This is a genomic window from Haladaptatus caseinilyticus (assembly GCF_026248685.1).
In the GTDB taxonomy this organism is placed as follows: Archaea; Halobacteriota; Halobacteria; order Halobacteriales; family Haladaptataceae; genus Haladaptatus; species Haladaptatus caseinilyticus.
In genome coordinates, this window is the sequence record NZ_CP111037.1 from 322,180 (window position 1) to 348,914 (window position 26,735).

At 58.8% G+C, this 26,735-nt stretch carries 27 protein-coding genes and 1 pseudogene; 15 read left to right on the forward strand and 13 right to left on the reverse strand.

Translation table 11 applies throughout. The features are described 5' to 3' along the window. The first annotated feature begins 26 nt into the window (after window positions 1-26). Window positions 27-566, forward strand: a complete 540-nt coding sequence (locus OOF89_RS15905) for a DUF192 domain-containing protein (RefSeq protein ID WP_266080111.1) — start codon at window positions 27-29, stop codon at window positions 564-566. Window positions 567-644: 78 nt separating this feature from the next. Beyond that, window positions 645-1,130: a GNAT family N-acetyltransferase gene (locus OOF89_RS15910; RefSeq protein WP_266080112.1), complete on the forward strand. Its 486-nt coding sequence runs from the start codon at window positions 645-647 to the stop codon at window positions 1,128-1,130. 116 nt (window positions 1,131-1,246) lie between these two features. Here OOF89_RS15910 and OOF89_RS15915 read toward each other — a convergent pair whose 3' ends face one another. Further along, window positions 1,247-1,618: a hypothetical protein gene (locus OOF89_RS15915; protein WP_266080113.1), complete on the reverse strand. Its 372-nt coding sequence runs from the start codon at window positions 1,616-1,618 to the stop codon at window positions 1,247-1,249. A 127-nt stretch (window positions 1,619-1,745) separates the two neighbouring features. Here OOF89_RS15915 and OOF89_RS15920 point away from each other — a divergent pair, with 127 nt between their 5' ends. After that, a complete protein-coding gene (locus OOF89_RS15920; protein WP_266080114.1) occupies window positions 1,746-2,339 on the forward strand; it encodes an HdeD family acid-resistance protein in 594 nt (197 codons plus the stop codon). Here the strand turns inward: OOF89_RS15920 and OOF89_RS15925 are convergent. Beyond that, window positions 2,332-2,898, reverse strand: coding sequence for a HalX domain-containing protein (locus OOF89_RS15925; RefSeq protein ID WP_266080116.1), 567 nt, complete (start codon window positions 2,896-2,898; stop codon window positions 2,332-2,334). The two genes, OOF89_RS15920 and OOF89_RS15925, sit on opposite strands and share 8 nt — an antisense overlap. Before the next feature lie 183 nt (window positions 2,899-3,081). Here OOF89_RS15925 and OOF89_RS15930 point away from each other — a divergent pair, with 183 nt between their 5' ends. The 5 genes from OOF89_RS15930 (at window position 3,082) to dhaM (ending at window position 6,870) form a co-directional block, all read left to right on the forward strand. Then, window positions 3,082-3,393, forward strand: coding sequence for a hypothetical protein (locus OOF89_RS15930; protein WP_266080118.1), 312 nt, complete (start codon window positions 3,082-3,084; stop codon window positions 3,391-3,393). A gap of 227 nt (window positions 3,394-3,620) precedes the next feature. Further along, the gene (locus tag OOF89_RS15935; protein ID WP_266080120.1) at window positions 3,621-3,914 is read left to right on the forward strand and encodes a hypothetical protein; all 294 of its coding nucleotides are present in this window, start codon (window positions 3,621-3,623) and stop codon (window positions 3,912-3,914) included. Window positions 3,915-4,192: 278 nt separating this feature from the next. Then, window positions 4,193-5,194 (forward strand): dihydroxyacetone kinase subunit DhaK, encoded by a 1,002-nt coding sequence (gene dhaK / locus OOF89_RS15940; protein ID WP_266080122.1) that lies wholly within the window; start codon window positions 4,193-4,195, stop codon window positions 5,192-5,194. Between the two features lie 566 nt (window positions 5,195-5,760). Continuing rightward, window positions 5,761-6,492, forward strand: a complete 732-nt coding sequence (gene dhaL, locus OOF89_RS15945) for a dihydroxyacetone kinase subunit DhaL (RefSeq protein ID WP_266080124.1) — start codon at window positions 5,761-5,763, stop codon at window positions 6,490-6,492. Further along, window positions 6,493-6,870, forward strand: a complete 378-nt coding sequence (dhaM, locus tag OOF89_RS15950; RefSeq protein ID WP_266080126.1) for a dihydroxyacetone kinase phosphoryl donor subunit DhaM — start codon at window positions 6,493-6,495, stop codon at window positions 6,868-6,870. A gap of 73 nt (window positions 6,871-6,943) precedes the next feature. On the opposite strand, the gene ptsP is transcribed toward dhaM, so the two are convergent. The 9 genes and pseudogenes from ptsP to OOF89_RS15995 all read right to left on the reverse strand — a co-directional run. Then, window positions 6,944-8,632, reverse strand: a complete 1,689-nt coding sequence (gene ptsP, locus OOF89_RS15955; RefSeq protein WP_266080128.1) for a phosphoenolpyruvate--protein phosphotransferase — start codon at window positions 8,630-8,632, stop codon at window positions 6,944-6,946. Then, entirely contained in the window at window positions 8,629-8,895 is a 267-nt protein-coding gene (locus OOF89_RS15960) for an HPr family phosphocarrier protein (protein WP_266080130.1), read from the reverse strand. Before OOF89_RS15960 ends, ptsP begins: the two co-directional genes overlap by 4 nt. A 50-nt stretch (window positions 8,896-8,945) precedes the next feature. Then, entirely contained in the window at window positions 8,946-9,194 is a 249-nt protein-coding gene (locus OOF89_RS15965) for a hypothetical protein (protein ID WP_266080132.1), read from the reverse strand. Then, complete coding sequence (locus OOF89_RS15970; protein ID WP_266080134.1) at window positions 9,195-10,109, reverse strand: MIP/aquaporin family protein; 915 nt, start codon at window positions 10,107-10,109, stop codon at window positions 9,195-9,197. It lies immediately after the preceding gene. A 1-nt stretch (window position 10,110) separates the two neighbouring features. Further along, the gene (glpK, locus tag OOF89_RS15975; RefSeq protein ID WP_266080136.1) at window positions 10,111-11,649 is read right to left on the reverse strand and encodes a glycerol kinase GlpK; all 1,539 of its coding nucleotides are present in this window, start codon (window positions 11,647-11,649) and stop codon (window positions 10,111-10,113) included. 326 nt (window positions 11,650-11,975) lie between these two features. Further along, window positions 11,976-12,221, reverse strand: coding sequence for a GNAT family N-acetyltransferase (locus OOF89_RS24570; protein WP_328517191.1), 246 nt, complete (start codon window positions 12,219-12,221; stop codon window positions 11,976-11,978). Window positions 12,222-12,300: 79 nt separating this feature from the next. Next, entirely contained in the window at window positions 12,301-13,266 is a 966-nt protein-coding gene (locus tag OOF89_RS15985) for an aldo/keto reductase (RefSeq protein WP_266080138.1), read from the reverse strand. Between the two features lie 73 nt (window positions 13,267-13,339). Further along, window positions 13,340-13,744 (reverse strand): lamin tail domain-containing protein, encoded by a 405-nt coding sequence (locus OOF89_RS15990; RefSeq protein WP_266080585.1) that lies wholly within the window; start codon window positions 13,742-13,744, stop codon window positions 13,340-13,342. Further along, window positions 13,742-14,245, reverse strand: a pseudogene (locus tag OOF89_RS15995) (thermonuclease family protein); the annotation flags it as partial. The pseudogene OOF89_RS15995 and the gene OOF89_RS15990, both read right to left, overlap by 3 nt. Window positions 14,246-14,787: 542 nt before the next feature. Between OOF89_RS15995 and OOF89_RS16000 the strand changes: the two are divergent. Next, window positions 14,788-15,264 (forward strand): SHOCT domain-containing protein, encoded by a 477-nt coding sequence (locus OOF89_RS16000; protein ID WP_266080140.1) that lies wholly within the window; start codon window positions 14,788-14,790, stop codon window positions 15,262-15,264. Between the two features lie 24 nt (window positions 15,265-15,288). Here OOF89_RS16000 and OOF89_RS16005 read toward each other — a convergent pair whose 3' ends face one another. After that, window positions 15,289-17,016 carry a MutS-related protein gene (locus tag OOF89_RS16005; protein WP_266080142.1) on the reverse strand — a complete coding sequence of 576 codons (1,728 nt, stop codon included), beginning with the start codon at window positions 17,014-17,016 and terminating at the stop codon, window positions 15,289-15,291. An 81-nt stretch (window positions 17,017-17,097) separates the two neighbouring features. Here OOF89_RS16005 and OOF89_RS16010 point away from each other — a divergent pair, with 81 nt between their 5' ends. Next, complete coding sequence (locus OOF89_RS16010) at window positions 17,098-19,881, forward strand: bacterio-opsin activator domain-containing protein (RefSeq protein WP_266080144.1); 2,784 nt, start codon at window positions 17,098-17,100, stop codon at window positions 19,879-19,881. Window positions 19,882-19,912: 31 nt separating this feature from the next. Continuing rightward, complete coding sequence (locus OOF89_RS16015) at window positions 19,913-21,190, forward strand: TIGR00341 family protein (protein ID WP_266080146.1); 1,278 nt, start codon at window positions 19,913-19,915, stop codon at window positions 21,188-21,190. Here OOF89_RS16015 and OOF89_RS16020 read toward each other — a convergent pair. Next, window positions 21,156-22,301 carry a hypothetical protein gene (locus OOF89_RS16020; RefSeq protein WP_266080148.1) on the reverse strand — a complete coding sequence of 382 codons (1,146 nt, stop codon included), beginning with the start codon at window positions 22,299-22,301 and terminating at the stop codon, window positions 21,156-21,158. The genes OOF89_RS16015 and OOF89_RS16020 overlap by 35 nt on opposite strands. A gap of 169 nt (window positions 22,302-22,470) precedes the next feature. On the opposite strand from OOF89_RS16020, the gene OOF89_RS16025 reads away from it, so the two are divergent. From OOF89_RS16025 to OOF89_RS16040, 4 genes are all read left to right on the forward strand, one after another. Beyond that, entirely contained in the window at window positions 22,471-23,643 is a 1,173-nt protein-coding gene (locus tag OOF89_RS16025; RefSeq protein ID WP_266080586.1) for an ABC transporter substrate-binding protein, read from the forward strand. Between the two features lie 271 nt (window positions 23,644-23,914). Next, on the forward strand, window positions 23,915-25,006 hold the full coding sequence (locus tag OOF89_RS16030) for a FecCD family ABC transporter permease (protein WP_266080150.1): 1,092 nt from the start codon (window positions 23,915-23,917) through the stop codon (window positions 25,004-25,006). Then, on the forward strand, window positions 25,006-25,785 hold the full coding sequence (locus tag OOF89_RS16035; protein ID WP_266080152.1) for an NAD(P)/FAD-dependent oxidoreductase: 780 nt from the start codon (window positions 25,006-25,008) through the stop codon (window positions 25,783-25,785). The genes OOF89_RS16030 and OOF89_RS16035 overlap by 1 nt, the downstream gene beginning before the upstream one ends. Further along, a complete protein-coding gene (locus OOF89_RS16040) occupies window positions 25,782-26,657 on the forward strand; it encodes an ABC transporter ATP-binding protein (RefSeq protein WP_407661633.1) in 876 nt (291 codons plus the stop codon). The genes OOF89_RS16035 and OOF89_RS16040 overlap by 4 nt, the downstream gene beginning before the upstream one ends. The last annotated feature ends 78 nt before the right edge of the window (window positions 26,658-26,735 follow it).

Below are 26,735 nucleotides of genomic sequence, written 5' to 3' on the forward strand. Positions count from 1 at the left end.
TGTCTCCTGGCCTCGTTTCCATGGCTATGCGTGTGACTCCCGCCCTCTTGGTTATCTGTCTCGTCGTCCTCGCCGGTTGTACGGGGGGTCTCGGAATCGGCTCCGATGGACCGATGCAGACGGAGAAACGATCCAATTCGTCAGCGACAACCAATACGGACGGCAACATATCGGCCGCATTCGTCGCGAACGATGGACGAACGAACGTGACGCTGGAAGTGGCGAATTCGGACGGCGAGCGAACCCGAGGGCTCATGTATCGAGAGTCGCTTCCCCAGAACCACGGCATGGTGTTCGTTTTCGAGTCAGCACAGCCGCAGTCGTTCTGGATGAAAAACACCGTAATTCCGCTCGACATCATCTTCATCGCACCGAACGGAACCGTCATAAACGTGGAACATGCCGACCCGCAACCGGATGCCAATGAGTTAGATCTCAGGAGTTATCGGAGCGACGCACCGGCTAAGTACGTGGTCGAAATGCGTCAAGGATTCGCCAACAGAACCGGAATCGAACCGGGGACGAAGTTCAAGTTCGATGGAAAACGCCCGTCGACCGAAAGCTAGATTTATTTTCCCCAACCACAGTGGTGATTCAGAACTGTTACCACGACACAAGGTGAACCACGGGTGGAGATGAGAGGGATGGAGATTCGACCCGCGAACGAGGGAGATTTCGGGGCGATTCGGCGAATCGCACACCGAGCATGGAGCGAGGCGTACAACGACATTTTAAACGACGAGACCATTACCGAAACCGTGTCGGCGTGGTATTCGAACGACTCGTTGACGGATGCCCTCGACAGACCTGGTACCGCCTTTCTCGTCGCAGTTACCGGCGAGGAGCTCGTTGGATTCTGTCACGCAGTCTGTCACGAGGACGAAGGGGACGTTCTTCGCCTCTACGTGGACCCGGACGATTGGGGAGATGGCGTCGGAACCGCGCTCCACGAACGACTGCGCGAGGACTTCGAAGATTTCAGCATGAAACGGATTCGGGCGATGGTGCTCGCGGACAACGACATCGGCAACGAGTTCTACCGGGGATTGGGATTCGAGAAAACTGACGAAGCCGAAGTCGAGATGGGTGGGAAGGCGTACGCGGAGAACGTCTATACGTACGCACTCTGATCGAATAGGAACACAAAGCATATACATCATGGTAGACAAGTCAAAGATAACTCAAGTATGAGTACACGAGGTTTTCTTTCGGACTACGTACTCAGCTACTGCTCCGGTTTTCACGGCTACTCGACAGTCGACCAATCGTCATCGAACAGCTGATACGTGCTGGCGATATTGAAAAGAAGTTCACGTTTTTCGCCACCAGCCTCGAGTGAACGTGCAGCCGCGTGAGCCACTTGCGAATACTGTATCGTCCCTTCACTGACTTTCACGTGATCGGAGCCGAACTCACCGTCGGAAAACGATGCGTGAATCGCGGCTCGTTGATACTGTTCGACGAGTTCGAACAGTCGCCAATACTCCAGTCCATCCCGGCGTGCGTCTACCATCGCCGAGAGAAGACGGCGTTCGAATCGCGCCTCGGGTGGTTCGAACGCTCCCTCGTCAGCTACGCCGAGCGCGGCCAGAATTTCGTCCGTGTCATCGACGGACATGTTCGGAACCTGTGAAGGCACTTCTTTTATAAATTCTTATATGTAAAGTCCGCATTCAGTCACAGAATCGACAGCTATCCCCGATGATTTTGATACTGCTCGCCGTACCGATGGTCGGGTGGGAACCATGGGAACCGAAGTACGCGACACGACAGATCGGAGTACAGCAAACTCGACGTGGAAAACACTCTTCGCGAGCGGAACAATAATCGCGGTTATCGGCGTCCTTGCCATCTTCTTCCCGTTTTTGGCGGGGGTTACCTTGTCGGTGCTGCTCGGAGCGGCATTGTTAGTCGGTGCGGCGCTTCACGCCGTCCACGCGTTTTCGGCTGGGGATTGGAAAGGCGTTCTGTGGCAGGTGGTGCTCGCAATCGTCTATGCCGTCGCAGGCGTCGCGCTCGTGGTCAACCCCGTCTTCGGCCTGGTTACGCTGACGATACTGGTTATCGCCTATCTCGCGGTAATCGGCGTCGTCGAAATCGTCATGGGAATCGCACTCCGTCCAGAAAAAAATTGGGCGTGGGTCGTCGCCAGCGGCGTCATTTCGCTCCTGCTCGCTGGTCTTCTCTTTGGAGGATGGCCGGGAAGTGCCGAATGGGCGCTCGGACTCCTGTTCGGTGTCAGTCTGCTCACCAGTGGTCTGTCGATGGTTGGCGTCGCCATGGGTGGCAGGGAAGCGGAGCGGGAAATGCCAGCCGGTAGAACGGAACGGGCTACGTAAGGTCTTGGAAGGCCCCGACGAAATCGTCGTGGCCGTCGAGGGTCGAGCGCGCGTCGTCGACGGTTTCCCGAAGTTCATCGACTCGGGTAGAAAGCTGTCGATATTCGTCGCTTTCGGCGAGTTCTTCCTCGGGTTTTTCGGCCTCGAGCACGGCTACTTTCGAAACCAGTGAGAAGTACTCCTGCATCTGATCATCGTACTCGACACGTGTCAACATCCCTTCAACAGTCGTATAGAGATCGTCCTTCGAAACGGGTTTGACGAGGTAATCGTCGAATCCCATCTCGATGATGTCGAAATCGGGCTTGACTGCGGTCACCATGACGACGCGTGAGTGAAGGCCACGGTTTCGGAGTTCCGCAAGCACCTCGTCGCCGGAGAGACCAGGCATACGACGGTCGAGCAGAACGACGACCACCTCATCGTCAAGTAACTCCAACGCCTCGCGGCCCTCGTATGCTCGACGGACATCCAAGGAGTCCTCTAACCACGTCGCGTAGAGATCAGTCACGTCTTTCTCATCATCGACGACAAGAATCGTTGGTTCGTCAACAGACATAATTTATCTTAAGTGTTCAAATTTTGTTAACCCAGGCATTTTGTTAATAGACCATTCGCTATAGCATTTTTATATTTTGTGTTATGGAATCAGGAAAAGTTTCGATCGGATCCACCCATCCTCCATCTTCAATAGAGAGGATCCTCACCGGAATAAATAATTAGATGGGGAGCGAAGGGAGGGATGGAATGTCGAACCCCAGTGGTCGTTTTTGCCGGACGTTCCGGCAGTAACACATCCCAAGAGAAACGGTTTGAACGGCTTCTCGAACTACCACCCAGTGCAAAGCTCGTCTACAGAGTTCTACAAGAAGACGCACCCAAAACACAGCGACAAGTGCGCGATGAAGCGTTGTTACCCGCACGGACAACGCGAGATGCACTCACGAAGCTCAAGGAGAACGATCTCGTAGAAGAACGATTGTACGTTCCCGACGCGCGGAAGCGTCTGTACGCACCGCTTCCGATTACACGACCCGACGACGGAGGAGGGTAGTGACTCGGGAAAACCAAAGATAGACGTGGAAAAATCATTTGCAAGTCGCCATATGGTATAGATAACCACGTGGCGGAATCCTTTTTCATGACGTTCGTTTTCCGCTGCCGATGGTCGATCCGGCTATTTCCGATTCGCCTTTTGTTTACGATCACAGTATATTTCAAACTCGATAGAACGCGCCGACCACTTCATTATCGTTCATGGCATTATTACCAAGTAGGAACATGCCGACGAACGAACGCCCACCGTGGTTACGGAAACGACAACCACGAATCGACCCGTCGAGCCGTCGAGTGGAAACCAACCAATCGGAGCTATACACCCAGCTTCGCACGGAACTAGAAACGCTTCGACAACGACTCGCCGAAACCGAGGCGAAACTCGCAACGCTCGAAAAGGCGTATGACCGCCGAGAACGCCTTATCAGAGCGTGTTCGATGTGCGGTCGTGTCAGCACTCGACCGGGACCGAATGCCGATTGCCCCTACTGTAAAACCGGACGACTCCATCAAGTGTGAAACGGCCAGACTACCGCAGTGTGGAGGGCCACGAACGTTCCGTTGCGGTCATATCTACTCACCGTCTTGGAATGACAGAATATCCATATGTCTGTAAATGATGAGTTTTGTGTCCTCATGAGTGATGAATTTTGTATCCGGTGTGATTCTTCGTTTCGATAATTTCCGAGCGTGTTCGCAGTTCCGTAACGAAAGGAGGGCAACGTGTAGTGCGCCGGTACCTCTCTCCCGACCCGAGGAAATTGTTATGCGGGAACAGGTAGTTGTTAGCGTGTCGCATGAAAAAGCTCATCAACGAACCGTCCGCCGTCGTAGACGAGATGTTGGACGGGATGGTTGCCGCACATCCGGACGAGATTCGGCGACTGCCGGACTCGAAAGTCCTCGTCCGGCAGGATGCCCCGATAGCCGACAAGGTCGCCGTCGTCAGTGGCGGTGGAAGCGGGCATGAACCGACACACGCCGGATACCTCGGACCGGGTATGCTGGACGGGGCGGCGGCGGGCGAGGTGTTCACATCGCCGACCGCCGACGAAATCAGTGAGATGATTCAGGCCTGCGACGCCGGAAAAGGCGTCCTGAATGTCGTGAAAAACTACGAAGGCGACGTGATGAATTTCGAGACCGCTGGCGAGTTGGCCGAGATGGAAAGCGACGTAGAGGTCGCCGAAGTAGTTGTCAACGACGACGTGGCAGTTGAAGATTCGCTGTACACCTCAGGACGACGTGGCGTCTGTGGCACCATCTTCGTCCACAAAGTCGCGGGCGCGATGGCCGACAAGGGCGGAGACTTGGACGACGTCAAGCGTGTCGCACAAAAAGTCATCGACAACGTGGCGACGATGGGAACCGCCCTGACCTCTTGCATCACGCCGGAAAAAGGCGAGCCCACCTTCGACCTCGCGGACGACGAAATCGAACTCGGCATCGGCATTCACGGCGAGCCCGGCGTCGAGCGCGTGGAGATGACGTCCGCGGACGAGATTACGGAACGACTGACCGAACGGGTGTTGGAGGACCTCGTCCCGGAATCGAAATCGGAAGTCGCCACCATCGTCAACGGGATGGGTGGCACCCCGCTGTCGGAACTGTACATCGTGAACCGCAAACTCCAGTCGATACTGGACGACCGCGATTTACGGACATGGGACGCGTGGGTCGGTGACTACATGACCTCGCTCGACATGCAGGGCTGTTCCGTGACGGTGCTCGTACTGGACGACGAACTAAAGGAACTGTTGTCCCATCCGGTCGAAACGCCAGCGTTGACCGTTCAGTAGGGACCTGAAGAGTGGTTTTCGTTTCGCACCAGAACGAGCACTGACGCTCGGGAGAAGCGGTATATCGTGCCGTCCACCCCGGTAGACGGCAGAATACAGGCTTTTTATCATGATTTTATAAAGTAGTGACGGGGAAAGCCGGTGCATAAACCACACACTGTCGACGTCCTAATCGAGCGGGACGGTACACTCGTCCACTAGACTGACCACGAAGTGGCGGCCGGCGATGACGCTGGACCCGGCAGGACGATTCTCCCGTGTTTATGGTAGATCGAAGAGGGGCGTTACGTCGTGCGTGTTCGCCTCAGCAGCCGAAGAACGTGGGGATCTATCGACTCACTGACGGAATCGATGTCCTTCGCCTCTCTATTTCGGTCGCCGACGGAAACACGGAGCCACAGGATACACCGCCTCTTACCATCTGGCACACCGGAAACCCGAACAAACGCTGTAAACCGACCACGTCGGCCACAAAACCTCGATGGATTGATTTCCAAGCGAAAACCATCGTTCACCCGACTCGGGAGAACGCTTTACCCCTCACACCTCGTGCTACCACACCACAGATGGGAACTACCGAACGAGAAGCAATCCGCGACGCAGTCGAACGCATTGCGGACCGGATGGCCGACGAAAAGGAGTACCTGACCGACCTCGACTCGGCCATCGGCGACGCCGACCATGGGGCGAACATGAACCGCGGTTTCCAGGCAGTTCGCGAGAAGATAGCCGAGATGGACGACGCATCGCCCGACGAACTCGTCAAAACAGTTGGAATAACCCTCGTCTCCGAAGTCGGGGGGGCCGCCGGGCCGCTCTACGGGGGATCGTTCATGACCGCCAGCGCGAAACTCGAAGACGGAATCACGGCCGACTCCAGCGTCGCGTTCGCCGAGGCGTTTCTGAACAAGGTAAAAGACAGGGGTGGCGCGTCGGTCGGCGCGAAAACGATGGTCGATGCCATCACACCCGCGGTTCACACCTACAAGAAATCGATCGAGGAGGACGACCTCGAACCGGCAGAGGCTCTGTCGAAGGCGGTCGACGCCTGCGAACGTGGCGTGAATTTTACGACACCGATCAGGGCTTCGAAGGGCAGAGCCTCGTATCTCGGCTGGCGGTCGGTCGGGCACCAGGACCCCGGCGCGACGAGCACCCTGTTCATTTTGGAGGCCATTCGGGATACCGCAGTCGAATATTTGGGAGACGGGAATCTCGAAGCGGATGCGACTTCACCGACGGTTCCTGACGGAAACGAGGCAGGAGAGGAGCGCGACGAAACACAGGAGGAATCGTAGATGGTTGGTCTCGTTATCGTGTCACACAGTGAGCGGGCCGCTGACGGAATCAAGGAAATCGCCGCCGAAATGGCGGGAGACACACAAATCGAAGCCGTTGGTGGCGACGGAGATGGCGGAATCGGGACGAGTGCGACGGAGATTCAGGACGCACTCGATGCGATTTCCGACGGGGAAGCCGTCGTGTTGGTCGACCTCGGAAGCGCGGTGATGAACGCCGAACTCGCGATCGAGATGTCGGCCACCGACGCGGAAATCGCGGACGCCCCGGTTCTCGAAGGTGCGGTCAACGCTGCCGTCTCAGCGACCAGTCCGAAGGCAACCCTCGAATCCGTCCTCGAAGCGGCAAACGAGGCGGGAGAGATTTCGAAGGTATAACCGCTCATCCGACGCCACAGATACGGAGTTACGCGCGTTTCTTCGGCGTGTGTACCGCCGAGCACAGTTCTCTCTATTCGTCCGTCCCCTCCGACAGCAGACGACGAACCTCCGTCCGTGTTTCCGACCGAAGGAGGCGCTCGGCACGTTCTCGCGCATCCTCCGCGTCGATAGTTTCGAGGGTGGATTTCACTTTCGGCACCGTCACGGCACTCATGCTCAACTCGTCCAATCCGAGGCCGACGAGCAGTTCCGTCAGTTCGGGGTCGCCAGCCATCTCGCCGCACATTCCGACCCATGCTCCACCCTCGTGGCTCACTTCGATCGTCCGACGGATCGCACGCAGAACCGGGGGGTGAAGCGGATCGTGCAGGTCGGCAACGTGTTCGTTCTCCCGGTCGGCAGCCATGACGTATTGGGTTAAATCGTTCGTCCCGATACTGCAGAAATCGACGCGGGACGCAAGTGACTCCGCAACGAACACCGACCCGGGCGTCTCTATCATGACGCCGATTTCCGGTATCTTGTGTTCGATTCCATCCTCGATCAGGTCCTCGGCAACGTCTTCCACGAGGGAAAGTGCTGCGTCGAGTTCCTCGACGTGGGAGACGAGCGGGAACATCACGGCCAAATTACCTTCCGACCCTGCGCGAAGCAGAGCGCACAGTTGCGTTTCGAAGAGGTCCGCGTCGCTTCCGAGCGACCGTCGAATTCCGCGGGTCCCCAAAAACGGGTTCCCCTCCTCCGGCGCGTCGAGATACGGAATCTGCTTATCACCGCCAATATCGAGCGTCCGGATGATGACTCGGTCGTTCGGAAACGCCGACAGCGCCTCTACATAGGCGTCATACTGCTCGTCCTCGTCCGGGGGTGCATCGCGGTCGAGGAAGAGGAATTCGGTCCGAAAGAGGCCGATTCCGTCGGCCCCCTGCTCGTTCGCCGTATCGAGTTCGGCGAGGGTGCCGACGTTTCCGGCGACTTCGATTTCCGTTCCATCCGTCGTCGTGACGTGGTTCGGGATTATTTCCGTCTCCTCGTCGCCGACGCGGTTTCGCGCTGATTCGTCCGGATCGATGACGACGAGACCGTCCGTCCCGTCGACCAATACCGGCCGTCCGTCACCGACTTGTCCCAATTCGTCGCCGACGCCGACGACTGCGGGAATACCGAGCGACCGGGCGAAAATCGCGGCGTGTGAGGTTCGTCCGCCGAAGACGGTCGCAAACCCGGCAACCGCTTCGGGGTCGAGTTGCGCCGTATCGCTCGGTCCGAGTCGCTCTGCCAGCAAAACAGCACCGTCGGGGAGGTCACCGAGGTCGGTCCGCTCACGGTCGGTTAGGATTCTCAACAATCGGTCACGAACGTCCCGAAGGTCGTCCGCTCGCTCGGCCATCTGCCCCTCTAGCCCCGCAAGCCGAGCGATAGGGTCTTCGAAGGCCTGTCGAACCGCGTGCGGAGCGGGAAGGCCGTTTTCGATAGCGACTTCGACACTACCAGTGATTTCGGGATCGTCGAGGAACGCCCGATGGGCGTCGAAAATTTCGGCCTCGTCCTCACCGAGGCGGTCGCGTGTTTGATCACGTTCGTCGGCCAATTCGTCGTGGCCACGCTCGCATGCAGCCTCGAACCGAGCGATTTCCTCGTCCGTATCGACCGTTTTCGGGTCCGGGAGTGGAGGTAAGTCGGTTACTCCGCGATGCCAGATCACATTCCCAAATCCGACACGGGGCGTCACACCGGTCCCGGTCAGTTCGACGCTCACGATTCACCCTCCGGTGTGGTGAGGACTGCTTCCAGTGCGTCGAGTGCGACCTCGGCGTCGTCGCCTTCCGCGACGAGGCGAACCGTCTCTCCCTGTCGAGCATCGAGAGTCGTCACCGAAATCATGCTTCGTGCGTTTACTGGGTCGCTTTCGGCTGTTGCGACGGAAATTTCAGCATCGAATTCGTTCGCTGTCGTGACGAATCGTGCTGCGGGTCGGGCATGAAGGCCGTCCTTCGGGACGATGGTTACTGTTCGCTCCATTGCAGTCTCCGTTCTGATACTGTTGAACGGGAACTTGCTTCACCTTATCGCTACCCCCATCGTTCGAGACCCCACTGTGCTCGCGTGTATCCAAGGGCGAACAGCACCGTTCCGACCAGCATGAGTGCCCCTCCGAGCATCGGTTTCCCGACTCGGGTGCCGGGGTTCGAAATGATGACCAGCACGATTCCCGCGACGAGGACGGCCAACCCCGCGAGGGTTATCGGGTCGAGAAATACCAGCCGAAGGTAGTCGACCGTCGAGTGTGTCTGGTCGTCGCTATCCGACACGGTTGACACCTAACTTCCCCCTGTCGGGCGTTCGTGCTCTTCGTCGTGAACCGCCGGCTCTTCCGGCTCGATATCCTGTTCTTCGAGTCGTTTGACGTACCTCCGAGTGAGGACGTCGTAGAGGCCGCCACCGATGAGACCACCGACGATTGTGGAAGTGGTTGGAAGCCACCAGCCCCCGCGTGGTCCCGGGAACGCGATTTCCCCCCATCCGGCGAGATAGCCGAAGATTCGCGGTCCGAGGTCGCGAGCGGGATTCAGTGCCGCCATGCTCACCGGCGCTTCGTACTGAACCAACGCCGCGACGAGGAGACCGATGAGGAACGCCGAGATTGCGGGCGTCGCTCGGGTTCCCATCGGGTTCCAATCGTCCACAAGGGCGAAGATGACCCCCACGAGGATGGCCGTGATGACGACTTCGCTGAAGAACGCTTGCGGAAACGAGACGAGGAACGCCGCCTCCTGAAGGCTGTTGAAATCACCGACCTTTACGCCCGCAAACGCCGGGTTCGGAAAGAACGTCCAGAGGGTCATTCCCGTGATGGAACTCCCCGGTTCACCAGTGACGACGTTGTTCGCCTGGTTGAACTGCCGGTAGTAGCCCGACCACGTGACGAACAGCGTCGCGGCGGCGAGAAACGCCCCGACGATTTGCGAGACGATATAGCCGGGGACGTGTTTCCACGGGAAGTCCCGCCAGACGGCGTTCGCGATCGTCACGGCGGGATTGATGTGACCTTCCGAAACACCACCGACCCAGTAGACCGCGAACATGACCGCGAATCCCCACAGCACGGCCACGCCGAACAGGTCGTATCCGCCGGTCAGCACCGAGACGACGACCGCACCGTCGCCGAGCAGGATGAGGATAAACGTTCCGACAAGTTCGTTTAGGTATTTCGCCCGCCAGTACTCTTCGGCCATCTCACCCACCTCCCTCCTGTGCCCAGTCGAGTGAGCGGGAAACCGCCTCTTTCCAGCGGTCGTGTTTGCGGTCGGCGTCGGCGCTCGCCATCTCGACGGCGAACTCGCGGTCTACCTGCCAGTTGTCCCTGAGGTCGTCCACCGAGTCCCAGTACCCGACCGCGAGCCCGGCAGCGTAGGCGGAACCGAGCGCGGTCGTCTCGTCTACGACCGGGCGGACAATATCGGCACCGAGGATGTCGGCTTGGAGCTGACAGAGGAAGTTGTTCTTCACGGCGCCGCCATCGACCTTTAGCGATTCGACCTCGATGCCGCTGTCGGCTTCCATCGCCTCCGCAACATCGCGAGTCTGGTAGGCGATGGACTCGAGTGTCGCACGGACGATGTGTTCTTTCCGGGTTCCACGCGTCATCCCGACGAGCGTCCCGCGTGCGCGCTGATTCCAGTGCGGTGCACCCAGTCCAGTGAACGCGGGGACCATGAAAACGCCGTCGGTCGAATCGACGTTTCTGGCCATCGACTCGGTTTCGGCCGCGTCGTCGATAAACCCGACATCGACTAGCCATTCGATCGCCGCGCCCGTAACGAAGATGGAGCCTTCGAGGGCGTACTGAACGGGTTCCCCGGACCGCTGGAAACCGACCGTCGTCAGGAGGCCGTGCTCGCTCTCGACCGCTTCCTCGCCCGTGTTGAGCAGGAAGAAGCTGCCAGTTCCGTAGGTGTTTTTCGCGTCACCCGCGTCGAAGCAGGTCTGCCCGAACAGGGCGGCCTGCTGGTCGCCGAAGGCACCTGCTACCGGAACCGCAGCGCCGAGGAACCCGTCCGGATCGGTCGAACCGTACGTTTTGTCGTCGCTGGACGGGCGAACTTCCGGAAGCATCGCCATCGGAACGCCGAACTCAGCACAGAGTTCGGCGTCCCACTCCATCTCGTGGATGTCGAACAACATCGTCCGCGAGGCGTTCGTCACGTCCGTAATGTGCTCACCAGTCAAGTTGTAGATGAGCCACGAATCGATGGTTCCGAATAGGATTTCTCCCTCTTCCGCCCGTTCACGGATGTCTTGAGGTCGAGCACGCTGAAGCTTGATCGGATCTGCGTTGTCGAGCAACCACTCCGCTTTCGTCGCCGAGAAATACGCGTCCGGTTCGAGACCTGTCTTCGACCGCACCATCTCGACTTTGCCTTCGTCCTCGATTCGCTCTACGCGGTCGGTCGTTCGCCGGTCCTGCCAGACGATGGCGTCGTGAACCGGCCGCCCCGAATCGTTGTCCCACAAAAGCGTCGTCTCCCGTTGATTGGTGATGCCGATCGCCTCCAACTGGTCCGCAGTGACTGCGGCCGTATCGAGTGCAGTCGTGACGACGTGCTGTGTGTTCTCCCAGATTTCGAGTGGGTCGTGTTCGACCCATCCCGGTTCCGGATATTTCTGTTCGTGTTTTTCATAGGCGCTAGCGACGACCCGACCGTCGTGGTCGAATAGCATGAATCGGGTGCCGGTCGTCCCTTGGTCAATCGCGCCGACGTATGTATCTGTCATTGTCCCCCCACGGTGCGTCGGTTCGTTCCCCCTCCCGCCGCCGCACCTCTTCAGACAGACGACACGAAGAATAATTACGTTTTCCCACGTCGATATCGCTGAATCGGCCACGTCGAATCGATCGGAGAAGGACCTTACAGGGATTTCCGCATACAGGTGGCCGTACTGGGACAAAGATCGTCGAACTCCGTCGTCCCTCGGATAGTGGAGGGTGCGTCAGCACGCTCGATTTCGACGGAGTCACGCGCGACAAAGAAATCGGCCGCCGTCGTCGGCAGGGATAGAGCGTTTCGACGCCGTCCATAGATGCCCGTTTTTCCAACACGTCACACAGTTCCGTATCCCGTACCACGTGCCGACCGTTCAACAACAACGGATCGTAACAGACCGCCCGTTCCATGGGTTTCGATGCCACCGACGCCGATAGCATCGTTTCCATCGTAGCCGATGTAGGAACAGTTCGGCTTCGACCGAACGTCTCGTGACGGCACCCCGTTTCGCTCCAACAGTGTTTGAACGTATGAGAGAGTGCTGTCATCCGCCCACAGAAGTGTGAGTGTTGCAGCAGTCAAACCGATCGTATACGTGGACGGGAGTAAAATACGTTCATTAGAATACAGTACTCGGTAGCAGTTCAACGGGACGACGGAATCAGCTCGCGTCCGCAATTCGGTCGTACTGGTCGTCGGAGAGTTCGATTTCGACAGCGCCAGCGTTCTCCTCTAATTGGTCGGTCGTCCGCGCGCCGACGATCGGGATACACGAGAAATCGCGCTGTTGGATGAGCCAACGGAGCGCGACCTGTGCCGGTGTCGCACCGAGGTCGTCCGCGATCGACCGAATTTCGTCCAACACCTGCCAGCCGTCTTCGGACATGTAGTAATCCTCGAAGCGGTCGGTGAGGTCGCCGCGTGACCCGTCCGGAACGTCGCCGTCGCGTTCGTATTTGCCCGTCAGGAACCCACCTGCCAGCGGCGAGTAGGGACAAACTGCGAGGTTTCCGTCGGCACACACGTCGAGATAGTCCTGCACGTCGTCACCTACCGCGGCGTGATACATCGGCTGCGTCACGTCGAACCGTTCGAAATCGTTGACGTCGCTTTTCCAGAGCGCCTTGGTCAACTGCCAAGCAGCCATCGAGGATGCGCCGAGGTAGTTGACCTTCCCGTCCTCAACGAGGCCGTTCAAGGTCGAGAGCGTCTCCTCTATCGGCGTCGTCTCGTCCCAGCGGTGGATGTAGTACAGGTCGAGGTAATCGGTTCCGAGACGGTCGAGCGTCCCCTGAATCTGCTTTCGGATGTGTTTGCGCGAGAGCCCCCGTCCGTTCGGGTTTTCGCTTTCGAACGGGAAGTACACCTTCGACGCGATGACGAAATCTTCGCGGTCGTGTTGGGAGAGCCAATCCCCGATCCACTCCTCGCTGGTACCGCTCGGGTCGCCGTAGACGTTTGCGGTATCGATGAAATTGATGCCGTTTTCCCACGCCGTGTCGAGCAACTCGTGAGCCGTCTCGCGGTCGGTTTCGACCGTTCCGTTCGATTCCTTGGCGAATCGCCACGTGCCGAAACACAGTTCTGAGACCTTCGTACCGGTCGCACCGAGGTTCCTGTACTCCATGGGCGGGAGTCGTCGGGAACGAAGGTAAAGTTCGGGAAAGCGGTGAGATACGGATCCGATTCGAAGGAGGGTGTCAGCCCGAATACGTCTGTCGGATCATCTCATCCCCGTCCGCGTCCCGGACGATTATCGTATCACCGCCGTTGTTCCAGACTGCGCTGTCCGACCCCCAGTACAGTTCCGACGTGGAATCCGACCCATTCCCGGTGTAGAGCGTGACGGTCTCACCCGGCTCCAGAGAGACCCTCGATGGAACAAGATAACTGTGACCGGCGTCATCGGCGACCGACCAGCCGGAAACATCGAGAGCGTCGTTTCCGCTGTTTTTCAGGACGATGTACTCGTCGTTCAGGTTATCGTGGTCGTTGTCCGCAGCATCGGCGTGAATCCGGACAATGGAAAGGTCGGTGGTGCCATCGGTCCTCCCTGCCGTTGTTCGACCTCCGACCTGTCCATTCCGACATTCCCACAGGCCGATTTTCTCGTGCTGGGCGTTCGACTCGGCCGAATAGAATCGGTCGCGTTTCGTAAAATCGCTGTCATACACCCGAGCGTAACCCTGTGCGACCAACTGGAAGTTGAACAGTTTTCATTTGTGCCGGATATACGCCAGCAGTCGATCGTACCTATCGCGGGGACCCTCGTTCGGGTCGAGGACGAGGGTCACTCGTTCGCCCACGAGTTCGGTCTCCGCGAACTCGCTCGCCCTGTGACCCCAGTCCCGGAGGCACCTCGCACCCGAATCGTCGGTCGGCACGCCCTCGAACTCCACCGGGTCGTTCGTGGTGTGGATTTCGGGCGTGTTCACGCCGAGCAATCGGGCCGTGTCCTCCGTTCCGTTTCGGTATTCGAACTCGACCGTGTCGCCGTCGACGATTCTCGTAATCGTTACCGTCCAGCCGTCGCCGTCTTCACTTGGCAGTTCCGTCGTCCGCGTCGTCCCGGGGTGCGAGGACGAACAGCCAGCGAGGAGAACCATCGAAACGACGAGCAGAATCAAAAGCGACAACCTGAGAGACACGATACAGGGAAGGGGGTGTCGTGGATTAAATCTATGCTCGATTGGCGGCTGCGTTCGCCGACGGATCCAATTGGAGAAGACAGACTACGATGGGGAATCGGCAGCCAATCCTTCCAACCGAAATAGAACGTCGGAATCAGCAACAGTCCAGTGACAGCCCACAGAACGTCTCCCTGCAAGTCGTGCCAGCGGAAGGGGAACATTGCAGGGGAGTAGTAACACAATTGCGTCAGCGACGTTGCGATGAGGAACGCGAAGGATAGTCGCCTGTCCCGTGATCGACTCGGACACCTGTACGCCCACCACGCGGCCGGGAAGGCAAAAGCCAACGTTCCGACGACAAGAAGCCACTGGATCATCTCCTTCAGAGGTCGGTATCGATTTATTTACTGTCGTCGGGGCAGACACACCCTCTCGTCGCTTTCCGATTCACTGCTCACCATTGCGGGGAGAACATACCAACGGTGACACTTAATAATCGAGGCAATCGATCTACGAGCATGAACGATACTCCCCGTGAGCGCCTCCACCAAAACGCGACGGAAATCACGTCGATGCTGGTCACTGGTTTCTGGCTCGTCGCCCTCCTCACCGGACAGAGTTGGTGGCTCGCGGCCCTCCTCTTCGGTTACGTCGTCGTCATCCCGGTCGTCGCCATGCTGTTCGACCAGGAGGACGAGGTCGATAACTGGTGGAACGACATGTGGAGCGATTCGTCAGGGACGCCCGACTGGTGGAACGGGTTCGGCGGCCTCGGAGAGGCGAAGTCGGACAGAAAGAAATCAGCCGAGCACTCCGAACCGACCGTATCGAGCAAGGACGCCCTCGAAACCCTGCGAAACCGGTACGCCAACGGCGAACTCACTGACGAGCAGTTCGAGCGAAAGCTGGAACGCCTCATCGAAACCGAGACGATGGAGGATGTAGAAGACCGGTTTCGTGCGGACAAAGGCGGACGGGTTCGGGAACGAGCGTAGCCGGGAACAGTCGAAAAATCGGGGTTATTCCCCTTCAGCCCACGAACTGAGCGTCTGCTGAACCGCCGCCTCGCCGACCGCTCGACCAAGAATATCGTATCCGGCGCGTTCGGCGCGGTCGTTCGCGGAGGCGATGAGACGCGAAACGATGAACTCCGGCGTCGATTTGCCGACCGTGTCGAATCTCGGCTGGTAGTCCACGAGCAGTTCGAGGTCGTCGTTCAGTCCTTCCGCGAAGATGCCGTCCTTCCGCGCTTGGTCAGGAAGCGGGTTCAAATCCTCCGCGAGGTGCGTGACGAACACGCCGAGCGCCCCACGATCTACCGTCAGGCCGACCAGTCCGTGGAGGAGGTTGGCCGCGCTTCCGGGTTCCGTAATCGCCTCGAACTCGTCTACGAGCATGAGCGTCCGCCCGTCGTTCGTCAGCGGCGGCACGATGTTCCGGAGCGTGGATTCCAGCACCCCGGCGTTGAAACTAGCGTGTCGGCGGTGGAAGACGATGGTATCCGAAACGGATAGCTGTGCTCGGTCCGCTGGAACCGGGAGTCCCATCTGCGCCAGCAGGGCAACCTGACACAACGTTTCGAGCAGGGTGGTTTTCCCCCCGCTGTTCGCCCCGGTCAAGACGGTCACTCGGTCGCCTCTCGGCGGTCCGGCGACACCATGTTCACCGATACCGTAGGTGATCGGCTGGACGTCACCGCTACCGGTAGCGAGAAAGAGGTTTCGGGCGTCTTCGACCGCGAATCCCTCGTCCACGAACTCGGGGCGGGAGAGGGAAAACTCGTCGGCGAATCGGGCCAACGAGAGCGAAACCGCGAGGTCGTTGACTGCGGACACGGCGGCGTCGATAGCATCGCGAGTATCCTCGATTCGAGTTTCGAGTTCCTCGGCGACCGTCGATTCTCGCTCCTCGACCGATTCGCGCTGTTCGGCGACGAGTTCGCGGAGCGACCCACCAACGAAATCCGTGGCGTCGGTGGCATCTCCGACGGTGGCGCTTCGGATTCGCTGTGGTTCGATGTCGGTCTCGCTGGCGACGTGTTCAACGTAGCTCTCCCGGAACTCATCCGGGTTTCGGAGGTCGTCGGATTGGACCGCTTCGAGTACATCCAGCGCGCCGCTTTCCATTCGTTCGACTGCGGCCAGTTCCGTTCGAAGGCGGTCTAGCGTGTCGTCCGCCCCCTCGGCGACTCGGTTATCATCAAGTTTGCCAAGCGCACCGGTCGCGGCGTTCAGCGCGTCCGAATCGATATCCGCCACGGGAGCGAATGCGCCCTCCGTCGTACCGATTGATTGTAGTGCGAGCGCGGTTTCGACCGCGGTGCGCTCGCTTCCGTCGTATTCCTCGAACGCGGTAACAACCGACTCGCGTTCGGAGTCGGTCAGTTCATCCCACGACGTGACGGCGGCCATGACCGAATCGAGCCGTTCGTTCGCTTCCGTCGGGGAGCGAACCGGCGTCATAACCCGAATACGGTCGGCAGCGTCAGGCGTTACTGCGTAGTTGCTAGCGATATCGAGAAGCGATTTGTAGACGGAACGGCTGTCCCGCGTCGCTAGAACTGCCATTCCCTCGCCGCCATTCGCCTGTCGAAGAATACGAGTTGCTCGTCCTCTCGATAAACCCGCATTCGAGAGCACACGAACGTTACTCGCTTCGATCGCCTGGATCGCTCGTTCGGCCCCCAGTTCAGCTTCGAGAAGGTCGCTCGTCTTTGGCCCAACGCCCCAGTAGTCCTCCAACCTCATACCTGTCGGCTGACACTGGGCGGTATTAACGGTTCCCGTTGGACCGAAACATAAAGATGGTATAAAATATTTAATATTAGTATGATCCTTGATGAAGAATGTAGGAATGAGCCACGAATCCTCTACATTGGTGCCGGGAAAATAGGTATTGAGACGGACATCGAGCGAGCGATGAATGCGAACGAAATCCCCGACGATCTCGAAACGATCGATTGCGTCGTCTGCGAGCATTCCCCCCCTCGATACGACGCACTTTCCCTCCTCGATGCGGTTCGTGCCGACGACTCGTCGCTTCCAGTTCTCGTTCTCACCACCGACGAGAGGGTAATACGCGATGCAATCGAAGCCGGTGCGACCGATTGCGCTCATCCGGACTGTCCGGAGCTACTGACATATCGAATCGACGCCCTCGTCGATCGACGCCAGAACCGGCACGAGTCGTTACAAACCGAAACACCACCCGGTGAACCGTCGGACGCAATTATCGAGATAAGCACGAATGGAATCATCGAGCACGCAAGCGATGGAGTCGAACGGATCTTCGGATACGACCCGGATACCCTCCGCGGACGTTCGCTTGCGGAGTTGATACCCGCACGATCGCAATCGGGACCCAGCGACTCCTTCATACAGTCCATCGAAACTGATGGGAAGCAGGTCGATTTGGACCGCGTCGAAACGTTTGCTCGGCATCGAGCTGGTCATGAGATGCCCGTCGAGATATCATCCCGGAGTAAATCCCGAAGAGATGGATGTAATAGTACCATCATCATCCGAGATATCTCGAAGCGGAAAGCGATGAAATCGAAACTCGAAGCCTCACGTGAACGATACCGGAAACTGATCGAAACGACCCCGGAAGCGATACTCGTCGCCGACGCGGAGACGGGATCTATAATCGACGCGAACCCGGCGGCAGAATCCCTTCTCGACCGCCCAAAGGACGAAATTTGCGGGATGCATCAAACCGAAATACACCCCGTCGAACGTCGCGCGTACTATCGAGACATGTTCGAACAGCATGCGAAGCACGGTGGTATTACGAAGAACGCAACCGGCCTCGAAATAGCCAGACCCGACGGTTCGGAGATACCGGTCGAAGTCAGTTCGAACGTTACAAAGATCGACGGACGGCGGATCATTCACGCGACGTTCAAGGACGTTTCTGATCGAACCGAACGCGAACAAACTTTGGATACGCTTCGGTCAGCGACGCGTGACTTGATGGCGGCGGAGACGAAGGCTGAAATCTGTGAAATCGCGGTCGCTGCGGCGGACGAAACACTCGGATTTCCGCTCACCGCAGTCTATCTCAGCGATGAAAAAACACGTACGCTTCGTCCCGTCGCAACGACCGAGAGTACCAGCGAGATACTGGATAGAATGCCTACGTTCGAGGCGGAAAGCTCGTTGACGTGGTCCGTGTTCGAATCGGGGGAGTTCGCCGTCTTCGAAGGCGTCAACAACGAACTGGGAGCGTGCGATTCGGAGACGACGATCGAGAAGGAACTCGTCTTCCCGCTCGACGACCACGGTGTATTCCTCCTCGGGTCACAGCGTGCGGCGGAACTCGACGAGTTCGTCCTCGATTTCGCCGAAATTCTGGCAGCCAATGTACAATCAGCACTCGATCGTGCGGAACGCGAAGAGGCGCTTTCGACGCACAGGAAGGAGTTAGAGGAACTCAATCGCATCAATGCAGTCATCCGTGACGTCGATCGAACGCTGGTTCAGGCCACGACACGTGAGGAAATCGAACGGGCAGTTTGCAATCGGTTGGCGACGGTCGAACCGTACGAGTTCACGTGGGTCGGCGAGTACGATGCCAGCGCAGAAGCCGTCAGTTTAGTGGCACACGCCGACAAAGGGATCGACAACGCGTATTTCGAACCGGAAACCGAACCGAGCGAACCGGTTCAGGAACCCGCGATGAAGGCGTTAGAAACTCACGATGTCGTACTGGCCGAGAACGTCACAGCTAGTGCATCGTTCGACCCGTGGCGGGACGAAGCGACTGATAGGGAGTTGCGGTCGCTCGCCGCGATCCCTATTCGGTACGACGAAACGTGTTACGGCGTCCTCGTCATCCACGCGAATAGAACCGAAGCATTCGATGACCGGGAGCGGGCGGTGCTTGCCGAACTCGGCGAAACCGTTGGCCTCGCCCTTGCAGGAGTCGAAAGCAGGAATGCGCTCGTCTCCGATAGCGTGGTCGAAGTCGAAATCGAATCGAGGGACTCGGACGACTTCTTCGTCCAAGTCCCGAAGGAGGTCGACTGTGAATTTATCCTGCACGGGATCACGGTTTCGACGGACGGGTCGCCCTTGGCGTTCGTGACCGCGACGGATGTCTCCGCCGAGACCGTCCTCGAACAGGCAAACAGATTCGATGCGATACTCGATGCGCAACTCATTCACGAGGGAGACGACGGATGCCTGTTCCGATTCACCCACGTCGGACTAACGACACTCATCACAACGCTCGCCGACCGAGGGGCAACAATCGACCGCGCGGAAGCCGACGAGGAGGGAGCAAACGCAACCGTCGAACTACCGACAGGAACGCGCATCCGGCAGGTCATCGAGGAATTTCGGAAGGCGTTGCCGGATGCGCGTCTGGTCGCGCAGCGTGAACAGGACAGAGTGGAACCGACTCCCACGGAGTTCCGACCGACGCTCGACGAGTCACTAACCGACCGTCAGTGGTCGGCGCTAGAGACGGCCTATCTCGCGGGATATTTCGAATGGCCTCGAATCAGCACGGGCGAGGAAGTAGCATCGTCGCTCGACGTAACTCCGCCGACGTTTCACCAACATCTCCGACGAGCACAGGCGAAAATGGTCGAAACGTTCTTCGATCGGTGAGGCTTTTACCACCCAGTCGGTTGCTTCTGCCATGCGTCTCATCCAGGCCCTCGTTCCTGACGGTTGTCGAGACGCTGTTCTCTCCGTCTTGGACGACGAACACATCGATTACGTACTGACACGGGAGGAGAGCAACGGCGATGAATCGGCAATCGTCCAGTTTCCGCTGCCGACGCAAGCGGTAGATAGGGTTCTTTCGGACCTTCGGGAGGCCGGATTGACTGACGAGTACACCGTCGTTGGTAGTTTGGAGACGGCACAGACGCCGCACATCGAGGAACTGGAGAACAAGTTCGTCAAAGGGGGCGGCGAGAACGACAGCATCGCAACCGACGAAATCCGTACGAAGGCACTCGGCATGAACCCGAGTCCGACGACCTACTACGCGATGACCGTCCTTTCGGCGATCGTCGCAACTGCCGGGCTTCTCCTCGACTCGCCCGCCCTCGTCGTCGGGTCGATGGTCATTGCACCGCAAGTCGGATCGGCGATGACGACCAGTGTCGGCCTCGTCTTGAACGACCGGGATATGATACTAGACGGCCTGCGTTCACAGATACTCGGCCTCAGTGTCGCCATCGTCAGTGCGACGGTTTTCGGGTGGGCGCTCAAATCCGTCCAGTTCATTCCACCGGCACTGGACGTGGTGACGGTGAGCCAGATAAGTCAACGCGTTTCCCCCGGGTTTCTGTCGCTCGCGGTCGGCATCTGTGCAGGTGCGGCCGGGGCGCTCGGACTTGCAACCGCGCTTCCGGTCTCGCTCGTCGGCGTCATGATCGCGGCGGCGCTCATTCCCGCCGCCGCAGCCGTCGGCGTCGGAGTTGCGTGGGGACCGCCAGTCATCGCACTGGGTGCATTCGTCCTGTTGGTCGTAAACGCGGTCTCGATCAACGCTGCAGGCGGTGGCGTACTCTGGTTGCTCGGCTATCGACCACTCGATGGGGATTCACTCCGGAAAGCGGCACCGACGCTCGCAGCAATCGTGGTTCTGCTCGTTTCGTTCGCAGGAGCGGGCATCATCATGAGCAAACAGATGCAGACGGAAAACGTCGTGAACGAGGAAGTACAAAAAGTGCTTCAGCAGGACCAGTATACGGAACTCGAACTCATCAAGGTAGAAGTCGAGTTCGACGACATGGGCATCATCGACCAGAGCCAGCACGTCACGGTGGTCATCAGTCGTCCGACGAACGAACCGTATCCGGAGCTGTCGAAGAATCTCGCCGGTAACATCTCGAACCGATTCGATGGACGAGTGGTGGTCGAACTGGAGTTCACCGAGCGTCAGCGGTCGGTGGCGAGAACGTGAACCCGTATTCGTTCGTGATACGATAGGCCGCAGTACCCCAGATGTAATCCTCACCCGGCCACCACGTCCGGGCGTTGTTGAATCCCCCGACGAGTAGCCCCGAGTCCGGGTTTTCGAGGTCGGGGTGATAGCTGACGCTCCCACTGTCGCCGTCGGTAAAATCCGACTGAGATCCCCATTTCAGCTGTCCTCGCTTGCAGACTTTTCCGTACGCGCAGGTCATACCGTCGATGGCTTGAATGGATCCGAACGTGTGACCCGAATTGGGTGCGAACTTCTCCAGTTTCGCACCACGTGCTTTGAGTTCAGCGAGTCCCTCGCGCGTTAACTGGCCCACGACGGGAAGTTGTGAGGTACCCAGTATCTCGCTCACCGGACGAAACCCGTCCACCGGGTCGATTCGGACGAAATCGTCGAGTTGATAGCCTCGACGAACCTCGCCGATCTTCCGCGGTCCGTCCGCCCCGACGGCGAAAAACGGTTCGCCGGTGAACCGTCCCTCGTCGCCGCCGTACACATGGTTCGATGTGACGAAGAACGGTGTATCTCCGGCGTACATCGCAGGGGCAAGCGTTCCGGCGGCAACTCGATTGGCGCATTTGACCCCGCCCGGGATTCGTTTTCCCTCGAACGACGCTACCTGCTCAGTTCGTGCCATGTTCGAGGATACCGATTCGACCCGGTTCACTTCGACGGCCACGTCGCCGACGCGTTCCGGGACGACGCCACTCGCCTCACTTCCGGTTACGTCAACCGCGAGTGTGGCGTTCCGACCGCCAAACTCCCCCGGAACAACGGCGCTTCCGACCACGCCGGGAGTCGAATGCACGTCGAGTCGCCGGTGGGCGTCGATCGCGGACCGGAGATCGTCGAACCAATCCGCGGGAACCATCGTCGTGCGGGGTTCGGAATTTTTGCCCTGCGCGTACACGAGTGGTATATCGCTTCGCCCCAACACCTCCACGTCCTCCGGGGTGAGTAGCCCGGCCATGGAACCGAAACCGGCACCGAGAAGCGTCGAAATGAAACGCCGTCGCCCCATGGTCGTGAGTCGTCTGTCGAACGTGTTGCGTGTCGCTGGTCGTTCCGTACTGTCGTCTTGTGTCCCCATCGTGTCGTCTCCCCACTCTCATCACCAGGTACGACGAGGGACTACTTGAAACGATACCGTCAGGTTCGGCAGGAGAGACAAAAAATTATCGAGAGGTAGAACGCGAGGTTTTAGGTGTGCCGAAAAATAGGAAGTTTTACGTATCTTTAGGTGAGCCTAAAACATGAGTATGGTAGCAGACGAGTCGAAAACCGTCACCCGACGCCGGTTCATCGCGGGAAGCGGTGTCGCTGGCGCGGCACTGCTCGCCGGTTGTACTGGTGACAACAGCGAAGGCGCGAAGACGACGAACAACGGAAACGGTAACGAACCGAACAGCACCGGGACGAGCGGTGACGGTACGACCCAGTCTGGCCCGTACTCGGTCTCGATGGAACCGGTCGGGACCGTCGAGTTCGACTCCGTTCCGAAAACGTGGGTCGCCAACAACGGCAGTTGGGCCGACATGGGCGTCGCCCTCGGACTCGAACCACCGAAAGCGGTCTGGCTGACGAGTCGATATCACACCCAGTACTACGACGAGATACCGGGCGTATCAGTCGACAAAAGCGGTATGCGCGACCTATCGCAGGACGGTGTAAACAAGGAGCTGTTCTACGAACTTGACGGCGACGTTCACGTCATCGACCCGAACTTCCTGATGAACCGATTCAACGGCTGGAAACAAAGCGACATCGACGAAGTCGAGAAGAACATCGCCCCGTTCTTCGGGAACAGTATCTTCTCGCACGGTTACGACTTCCATAAGAATTACCGCTACTACACGCTCTACGAAGCGTTCGAGAAGTTGGCGGAAGTGTTCCAACGGACCGACCGATACGAGAAGTTCGCGTCGCTTCACGACGAGTTCCAGTCCGATGTCGAGTCGGTCGTTCCGAAGAAGAAACAGGACCGGCCGGAAGTCGCAACTATGTGGGCATCGGGCAATCAACCGACGTCGTTCCTCCCGTACCTCATCAGCGAGGGAACGAGTTTCAAGCAGTGGCGTGATCTCAAGGTTCGTGACGCGCTCGCTAACACGTCGGTTCGGGATTTCCACAGCAACCGCGGGAAGGTCGATTTCGAGACGCTGCTCGAAATCGATCCCGACGTGCTGTTGCTCCGCGGGCACGAACAGCAGACCGAGAAGGAGTTCCAGAACACGGTCGTCTCGTTCATGAAGAACCACTCCGTGGGCAGCAAACTCACGGCAGTCAAAAACGAGGATGTGTACCGTGGTGGCCCGCTCTATCAGGGACCCATCACGAACCTCGTCGTCACCGAACGTGCGGCACAGCAGGTGTACGACGTTTCGAAGCAGCTGTTCGACCGGAAGAAGGTCGCCAGCATCGTTGCCGGATAGAAAAACTGCAATTGCCGAGTCAGTGTATCGTTCCCCGAACGACGCGAGCACGGTGGGCATCGCGCTCGCGTTCTCCCATATCACAGCGGATTTTTTGACGCACGACAGTCTGAGTCGAGACGCATGGTCATGACGGAACCGATCCGTTCGAACTGAAAACCAAAGCTCTTATCGGTGTTTAGGCAGACCTAAAAACCGAAACTGGAACTCGAAACCGAAACCGTGCGGGCAGAAGCGCTCGATTCGGCCGAAATGAACGGAAAGAAGACATATGACAGAGGATTTTGGAACCGGAATTCGGGAGACGTTCGACGGGGCACTCACCGCACTCGTCGCTGCTAGCATCGGTATCGTCGTCGTCGGGTCGCTAATACAGGTGAGTTTCGGCGCGTTTTCGATGACGCTCGAACAGGCGTGGCGGGCGGTGTTCGACCCGAAGGTGCTGACGAATCCCGACGTTTTGATCGCCCTGCTCCTCGGAAACGAGATTCCCGTGGACTTGAGCAGTGAAACGACGGTCGTCTGGAGCCTCCGACTGCCACGCGTCCTCGTCGGGATTTTCGTCGGGGCCAACCTGGCGATCTCAGGGGCCATCTTTCAGGCCGTGACGCGAAACGAACTAGCGAGTCCGTACATCCTTGGCGTGAGCCACGGCGCAGGGTTCGCGGTGCTACTCACCCTCATCGTCTTCAGCGGCCTGTCCGTCTTCCTCCCCTTGTTTGCCGCACTCGGCGGTATCGTCGCGTTTGTCATCGTCTACGCCATCGCGTGGAAGGGCGGGACGAGTCCCGTCCGCCTCGTGCTGGCCGGATTCATCGTGGGGACGATTTTCTACTCCTTCCAGCGCGGGTTATTCTTTTTCGCGCAGGATATCGGCGTCGTGCAGACTGCACTCGCATGGACGACTGGGTCACTCACTGGGACCGGGTGGGAACAAGTACGAACCATCCTAGTTCCGACGGTGTTCATCGTTCCGGTCGCCCTGCTGGTGTCCCGTCAACTCAATCTCCTCCTCCTCGGCGAGCGAACTGCCCGTTCGCTCGGGATGTCGGTCGAGCGAGTCCGGTTCGCGCTGTCCGCGCTGGCGATTATCGCCGCGAGCGCCGCCATCTCGGTTGCCGGAATCGTCAGCTTCGTCGGCCTCATCGTTCCACATATCGTTCGGAACGTCGTCGGAACCGATTACCGAAAGCTCGTTCTCGGGTGTGCCTTCGCGGGACCTGCACTGGTAGTCGGGGCGGACGTGGGTGCACGACTCGCGCTCAATCCGATACAGGTCCCGGTGGGAATCGTCACCGGACTGGTCGGCGGCCCATACTTCCTCTATCTCATGCGCAAGCAGCAGAAACTGGGTGAACTGTAATGGAACGAACTGATGTCGTCATCGTCGGCGGCGGCGCATCGGGGCTCTCAGCCGCGGTGTTCCTCGCCCGGTACGGGCTCGACACGCTAGTGTTCGACGGTGGCACCGCCGCGATTCGCCAGTGCGTCCATCTCGAAAATTACCTCGGTTTCCCCGGTGGAATTCCGCCGGAAACGTTCCTCGCGATGAGCCGGGAACAGGCCGAACTCACCGGAGCGGAACTGGCCCAGGAAATGGTTGTCGAGGCCGCGAAAACCGACGAGGGGTTTCGTGTCGTCACGGCGAGCGGCCGGGAGGTCAAAACGAACCGACTGATCGCCGCATCCGTGTACGACGACGACTATCTGTCCGCCTTCGAGGACGAGTTGGGGTCCGTTGAACCGGATGGAAGAACCACCGTTTCGGGACTGTACGTGACGGGATGGCTCGGCGATGCCGAGCATCAAGCCATCGTAAGTGCGGGTGACGGTGCGCGGACCGCGCTGGCGCTCGTCCGCGACGTGCGGCGGGAGGACGAAGGCCTTTGGGACGAAATCGCCGACCACTACTACGATTGGACGGTCGAAGACGGGCGATACAGCGAGACGGACTGGGTGTGGTTGGATGAATTCGTCGCCGAGAATACCCCCAAAGATGCGACTCCGAAGGAGAAACGGCGAATGCGGAAACGACTCGAACGAGAGTATCTCGCGCTAGAAATGGACGACGTAGAGCGAAACGAGCGCGCGGAACGCGGACGAAAACTCGTCCAAAAACACGTGGAGGAGATCGAACCATGAACGAGCGAACACCGGACGACGGAAAACGGGAAACCGATGGTGGAATGGTCGTCGAACGAAGCGAGAACCGAGATGGACAGACGGCGACAGACGCGAGCGAACTCCGTGGAACCGACCTTGAAATCGGATACCCGAACTCGGGGGTCATCGTCGAATGCGAGTCGATCGTCGTTCCAGCGGGCGAAATCACGGCGCTCGTCGGGCCGAACGGAAGTGGAAAGAGCACGCTCCTCAAGGCGATGTCCCGGGAGCTCGAACCTGCGTCGGGTGTCGTGCAGCTAGATGGCAACGACGTGCACTCGCTTGGAACGAAAACGTTGGCACAGAAGCTTGGTCTGCTGTCGCAGGAGAACGAATCGCCCGGCAATCTGACCGTCGAAGGACTCGCCTACCATGGACGCTACCCGCATCGTGGTTTCTTCGAGTCGAAGACGGAGGGGGACCACGAAGCGGTAGAGCGCGCGCTCGAACTCGCAGGGGTAACGCACCTCCGTGACGAGGAGATGGGCAGTCTCAGCGGCGGCCAACGACAACTGGCATGGATCGCGATGGTTCTCGCACAGGACACGGACGTGCTCTTACTGGACGAACCGACCACCTACCTCGACCTGCGTCATCAACTGCGCGTACTGGAGGTCGTCCGGACCCTCACGCACGAAGAGGACTTGACTATCGGCATCGTTCTCCACGATATCTCGCAGGCGGCGCGCTACGCCGACAATCTCGTCGCCCTGCGTGATGGCGAACCGTACGACTGGGGACCACCGAGCGAAGTCGTAACCGAGGAACTACTTGCCGACGTGTTCGGCGTCGAAGCGACGGTCGGAATCGGCCCGGAGGGGCCGGTCGTAACGCCGCGACGTCCGTTGTAAATACAGTGGTCGTGGAAGGTCAGGCCGGGCCGAGTTCGACGATGGACGTCGGATCGCATTGCAGTCCGGGGCGGGTTG

Bases quoted from the DNA above. Each gene is read 5' to 3' on its own strand.
- OOF89_RS15905 (WP_266080111.1), top strand. From the start codon at position 27: ATGCGTGTGACTCCCGCCCTCTTGGTTATCTGTCTCGTCGTCCTCGCC.
- OOF89_RS15910 (WP_266080112.1), top strand. From the start codon at position 645: ATGGAGATTCGACCCGCGAACGAGGGAGATTTCGGGGCGATTCGGCGA.
- OOF89_RS15915 (WP_266080113.1), bottom strand. From the start codon at position 1,618: ATGTCCGTCGATGACACGGACGAAATTCTGGCCGCGCTCGGCGTAGCT.
- OOF89_RS15920 (WP_266080114.1), top strand. From the start codon at position 1,746: ATGGGAACCGAAGTACGCGACACGACAGATCGGAGTACAGCAAACTCG.
- OOF89_RS15925 (WP_266080116.1), bottom strand. From the start codon at position 2,898: ATGTCTGTTGACGAACCAACGATTCTTGTCGTCGATGATGAGAAAGAC.
- OOF89_RS15930 (WP_266080118.1), top strand. From the start codon at position 3,082: ATGGAATGTCGAACCCCAGTGGTCGTTTTTGCCGGACGTTCCGGCAGT.
- OOF89_RS15935 (WP_266080120.1), top strand. From the start codon at position 3,621: ATGCCGACGAACGAACGCCCACCGTGGTTACGGAAACGACAACCACGA.
- dhaK (WP_266080122.1), top strand. From the start codon at position 4,193: ATGAAAAAGCTCATCAACGAACCGTCCGCCGTCGTAGACGAGATGTTG.
- dhaL (WP_266080124.1), top strand. From the start codon at position 5,761: ATGGGAACTACCGAACGAGAAGCAATCCGCGACGCAGTCGAACGCATT.
- dhaM (WP_266080126.1), top strand. From the start codon at position 6,493: ATGGTTGGTCTCGTTATCGTGTCACACAGTGAGCGGGCCGCTGACGGA.
- OOF89_RS15960 (WP_266080130.1), bottom strand. From the start codon at position 8,895: ATGGAGCGAACAGTAACCATCGTCCCGAAGGACGGCCTTCATGCCCGA.
- OOF89_RS15970 (WP_266080134.1), bottom strand. From the start codon at position 10,109: ATGGCCGAAGAGTACTGGCGGGCGAAATACCTAAACGAACTTGTCGGA.
- glpK (WP_266080136.1), bottom strand. From the start codon at position 11,649: ATGACAGATACATACGTCGGCGCGATTGACCAAGGGACGACCGGCACC.
- OOF89_RS15985 (WP_266080138.1), bottom strand. From the start codon at position 13,266: ATGGAGTACAGGAACCTCGGTGCGACCGGTACGAAGGTCTCAGAACTG.
- OOF89_RS16000 (WP_266080140.1), top strand. From the start codon at position 14,788: ATGAACGATACTCCCCGTGAGCGCCTCCACCAAAACGCGACGGAAATC.
- OOF89_RS16005 (WP_266080142.1), bottom strand. From the start codon at position 17,016: ATGAGGTTGGAGGACTACTGGGGCGTTGGGCCAAAGACGAGCGACCTT.
- OOF89_RS16010 (WP_266080144.1), top strand. From the start codon at position 17,098: ATGATCCTTGATGAAGAATGTAGGAATGAGCCACGAATCCTCTACATT.
- OOF89_RS16015 (WP_266080146.1), top strand. From the start codon at position 19,913: ATGCGTCTCATCCAGGCCCTCGTTCCTGACGGTTGTCGAGACGCTGTT.
- OOF89_RS16020 (WP_266080148.1), bottom strand. From the start codon at position 22,301: ATGGGGACACAAGACGACAGTACGGAACGACCAGCGACACGCAACACG.
- OOF89_RS16025 (WP_266080586.1), top strand. From the start codon at position 22,471: ATGGTAGCAGACGAGTCGAAAACCGTCACCCGACGCCGGTTCATCGCG.
- OOF89_RS16030 (WP_266080150.1), top strand. From the start codon at position 23,915: ATGACAGAGGATTTTGGAACCGGAATTCGGGAGACGTTCGACGGGGCA.
- OOF89_RS16035 (WP_266080152.1), top strand. From the start codon at position 25,006: ATGGAACGAACTGATGTCGTCATCGTCGGCGGCGGCGCATCGGGGCTC.
- OOF89_RS16040 (WP_407661633.1), top strand. From the start codon at position 25,782: ATGAACGAGCGAACACCGGACGACGGAAAACGGGAAACCGATGGTGGA.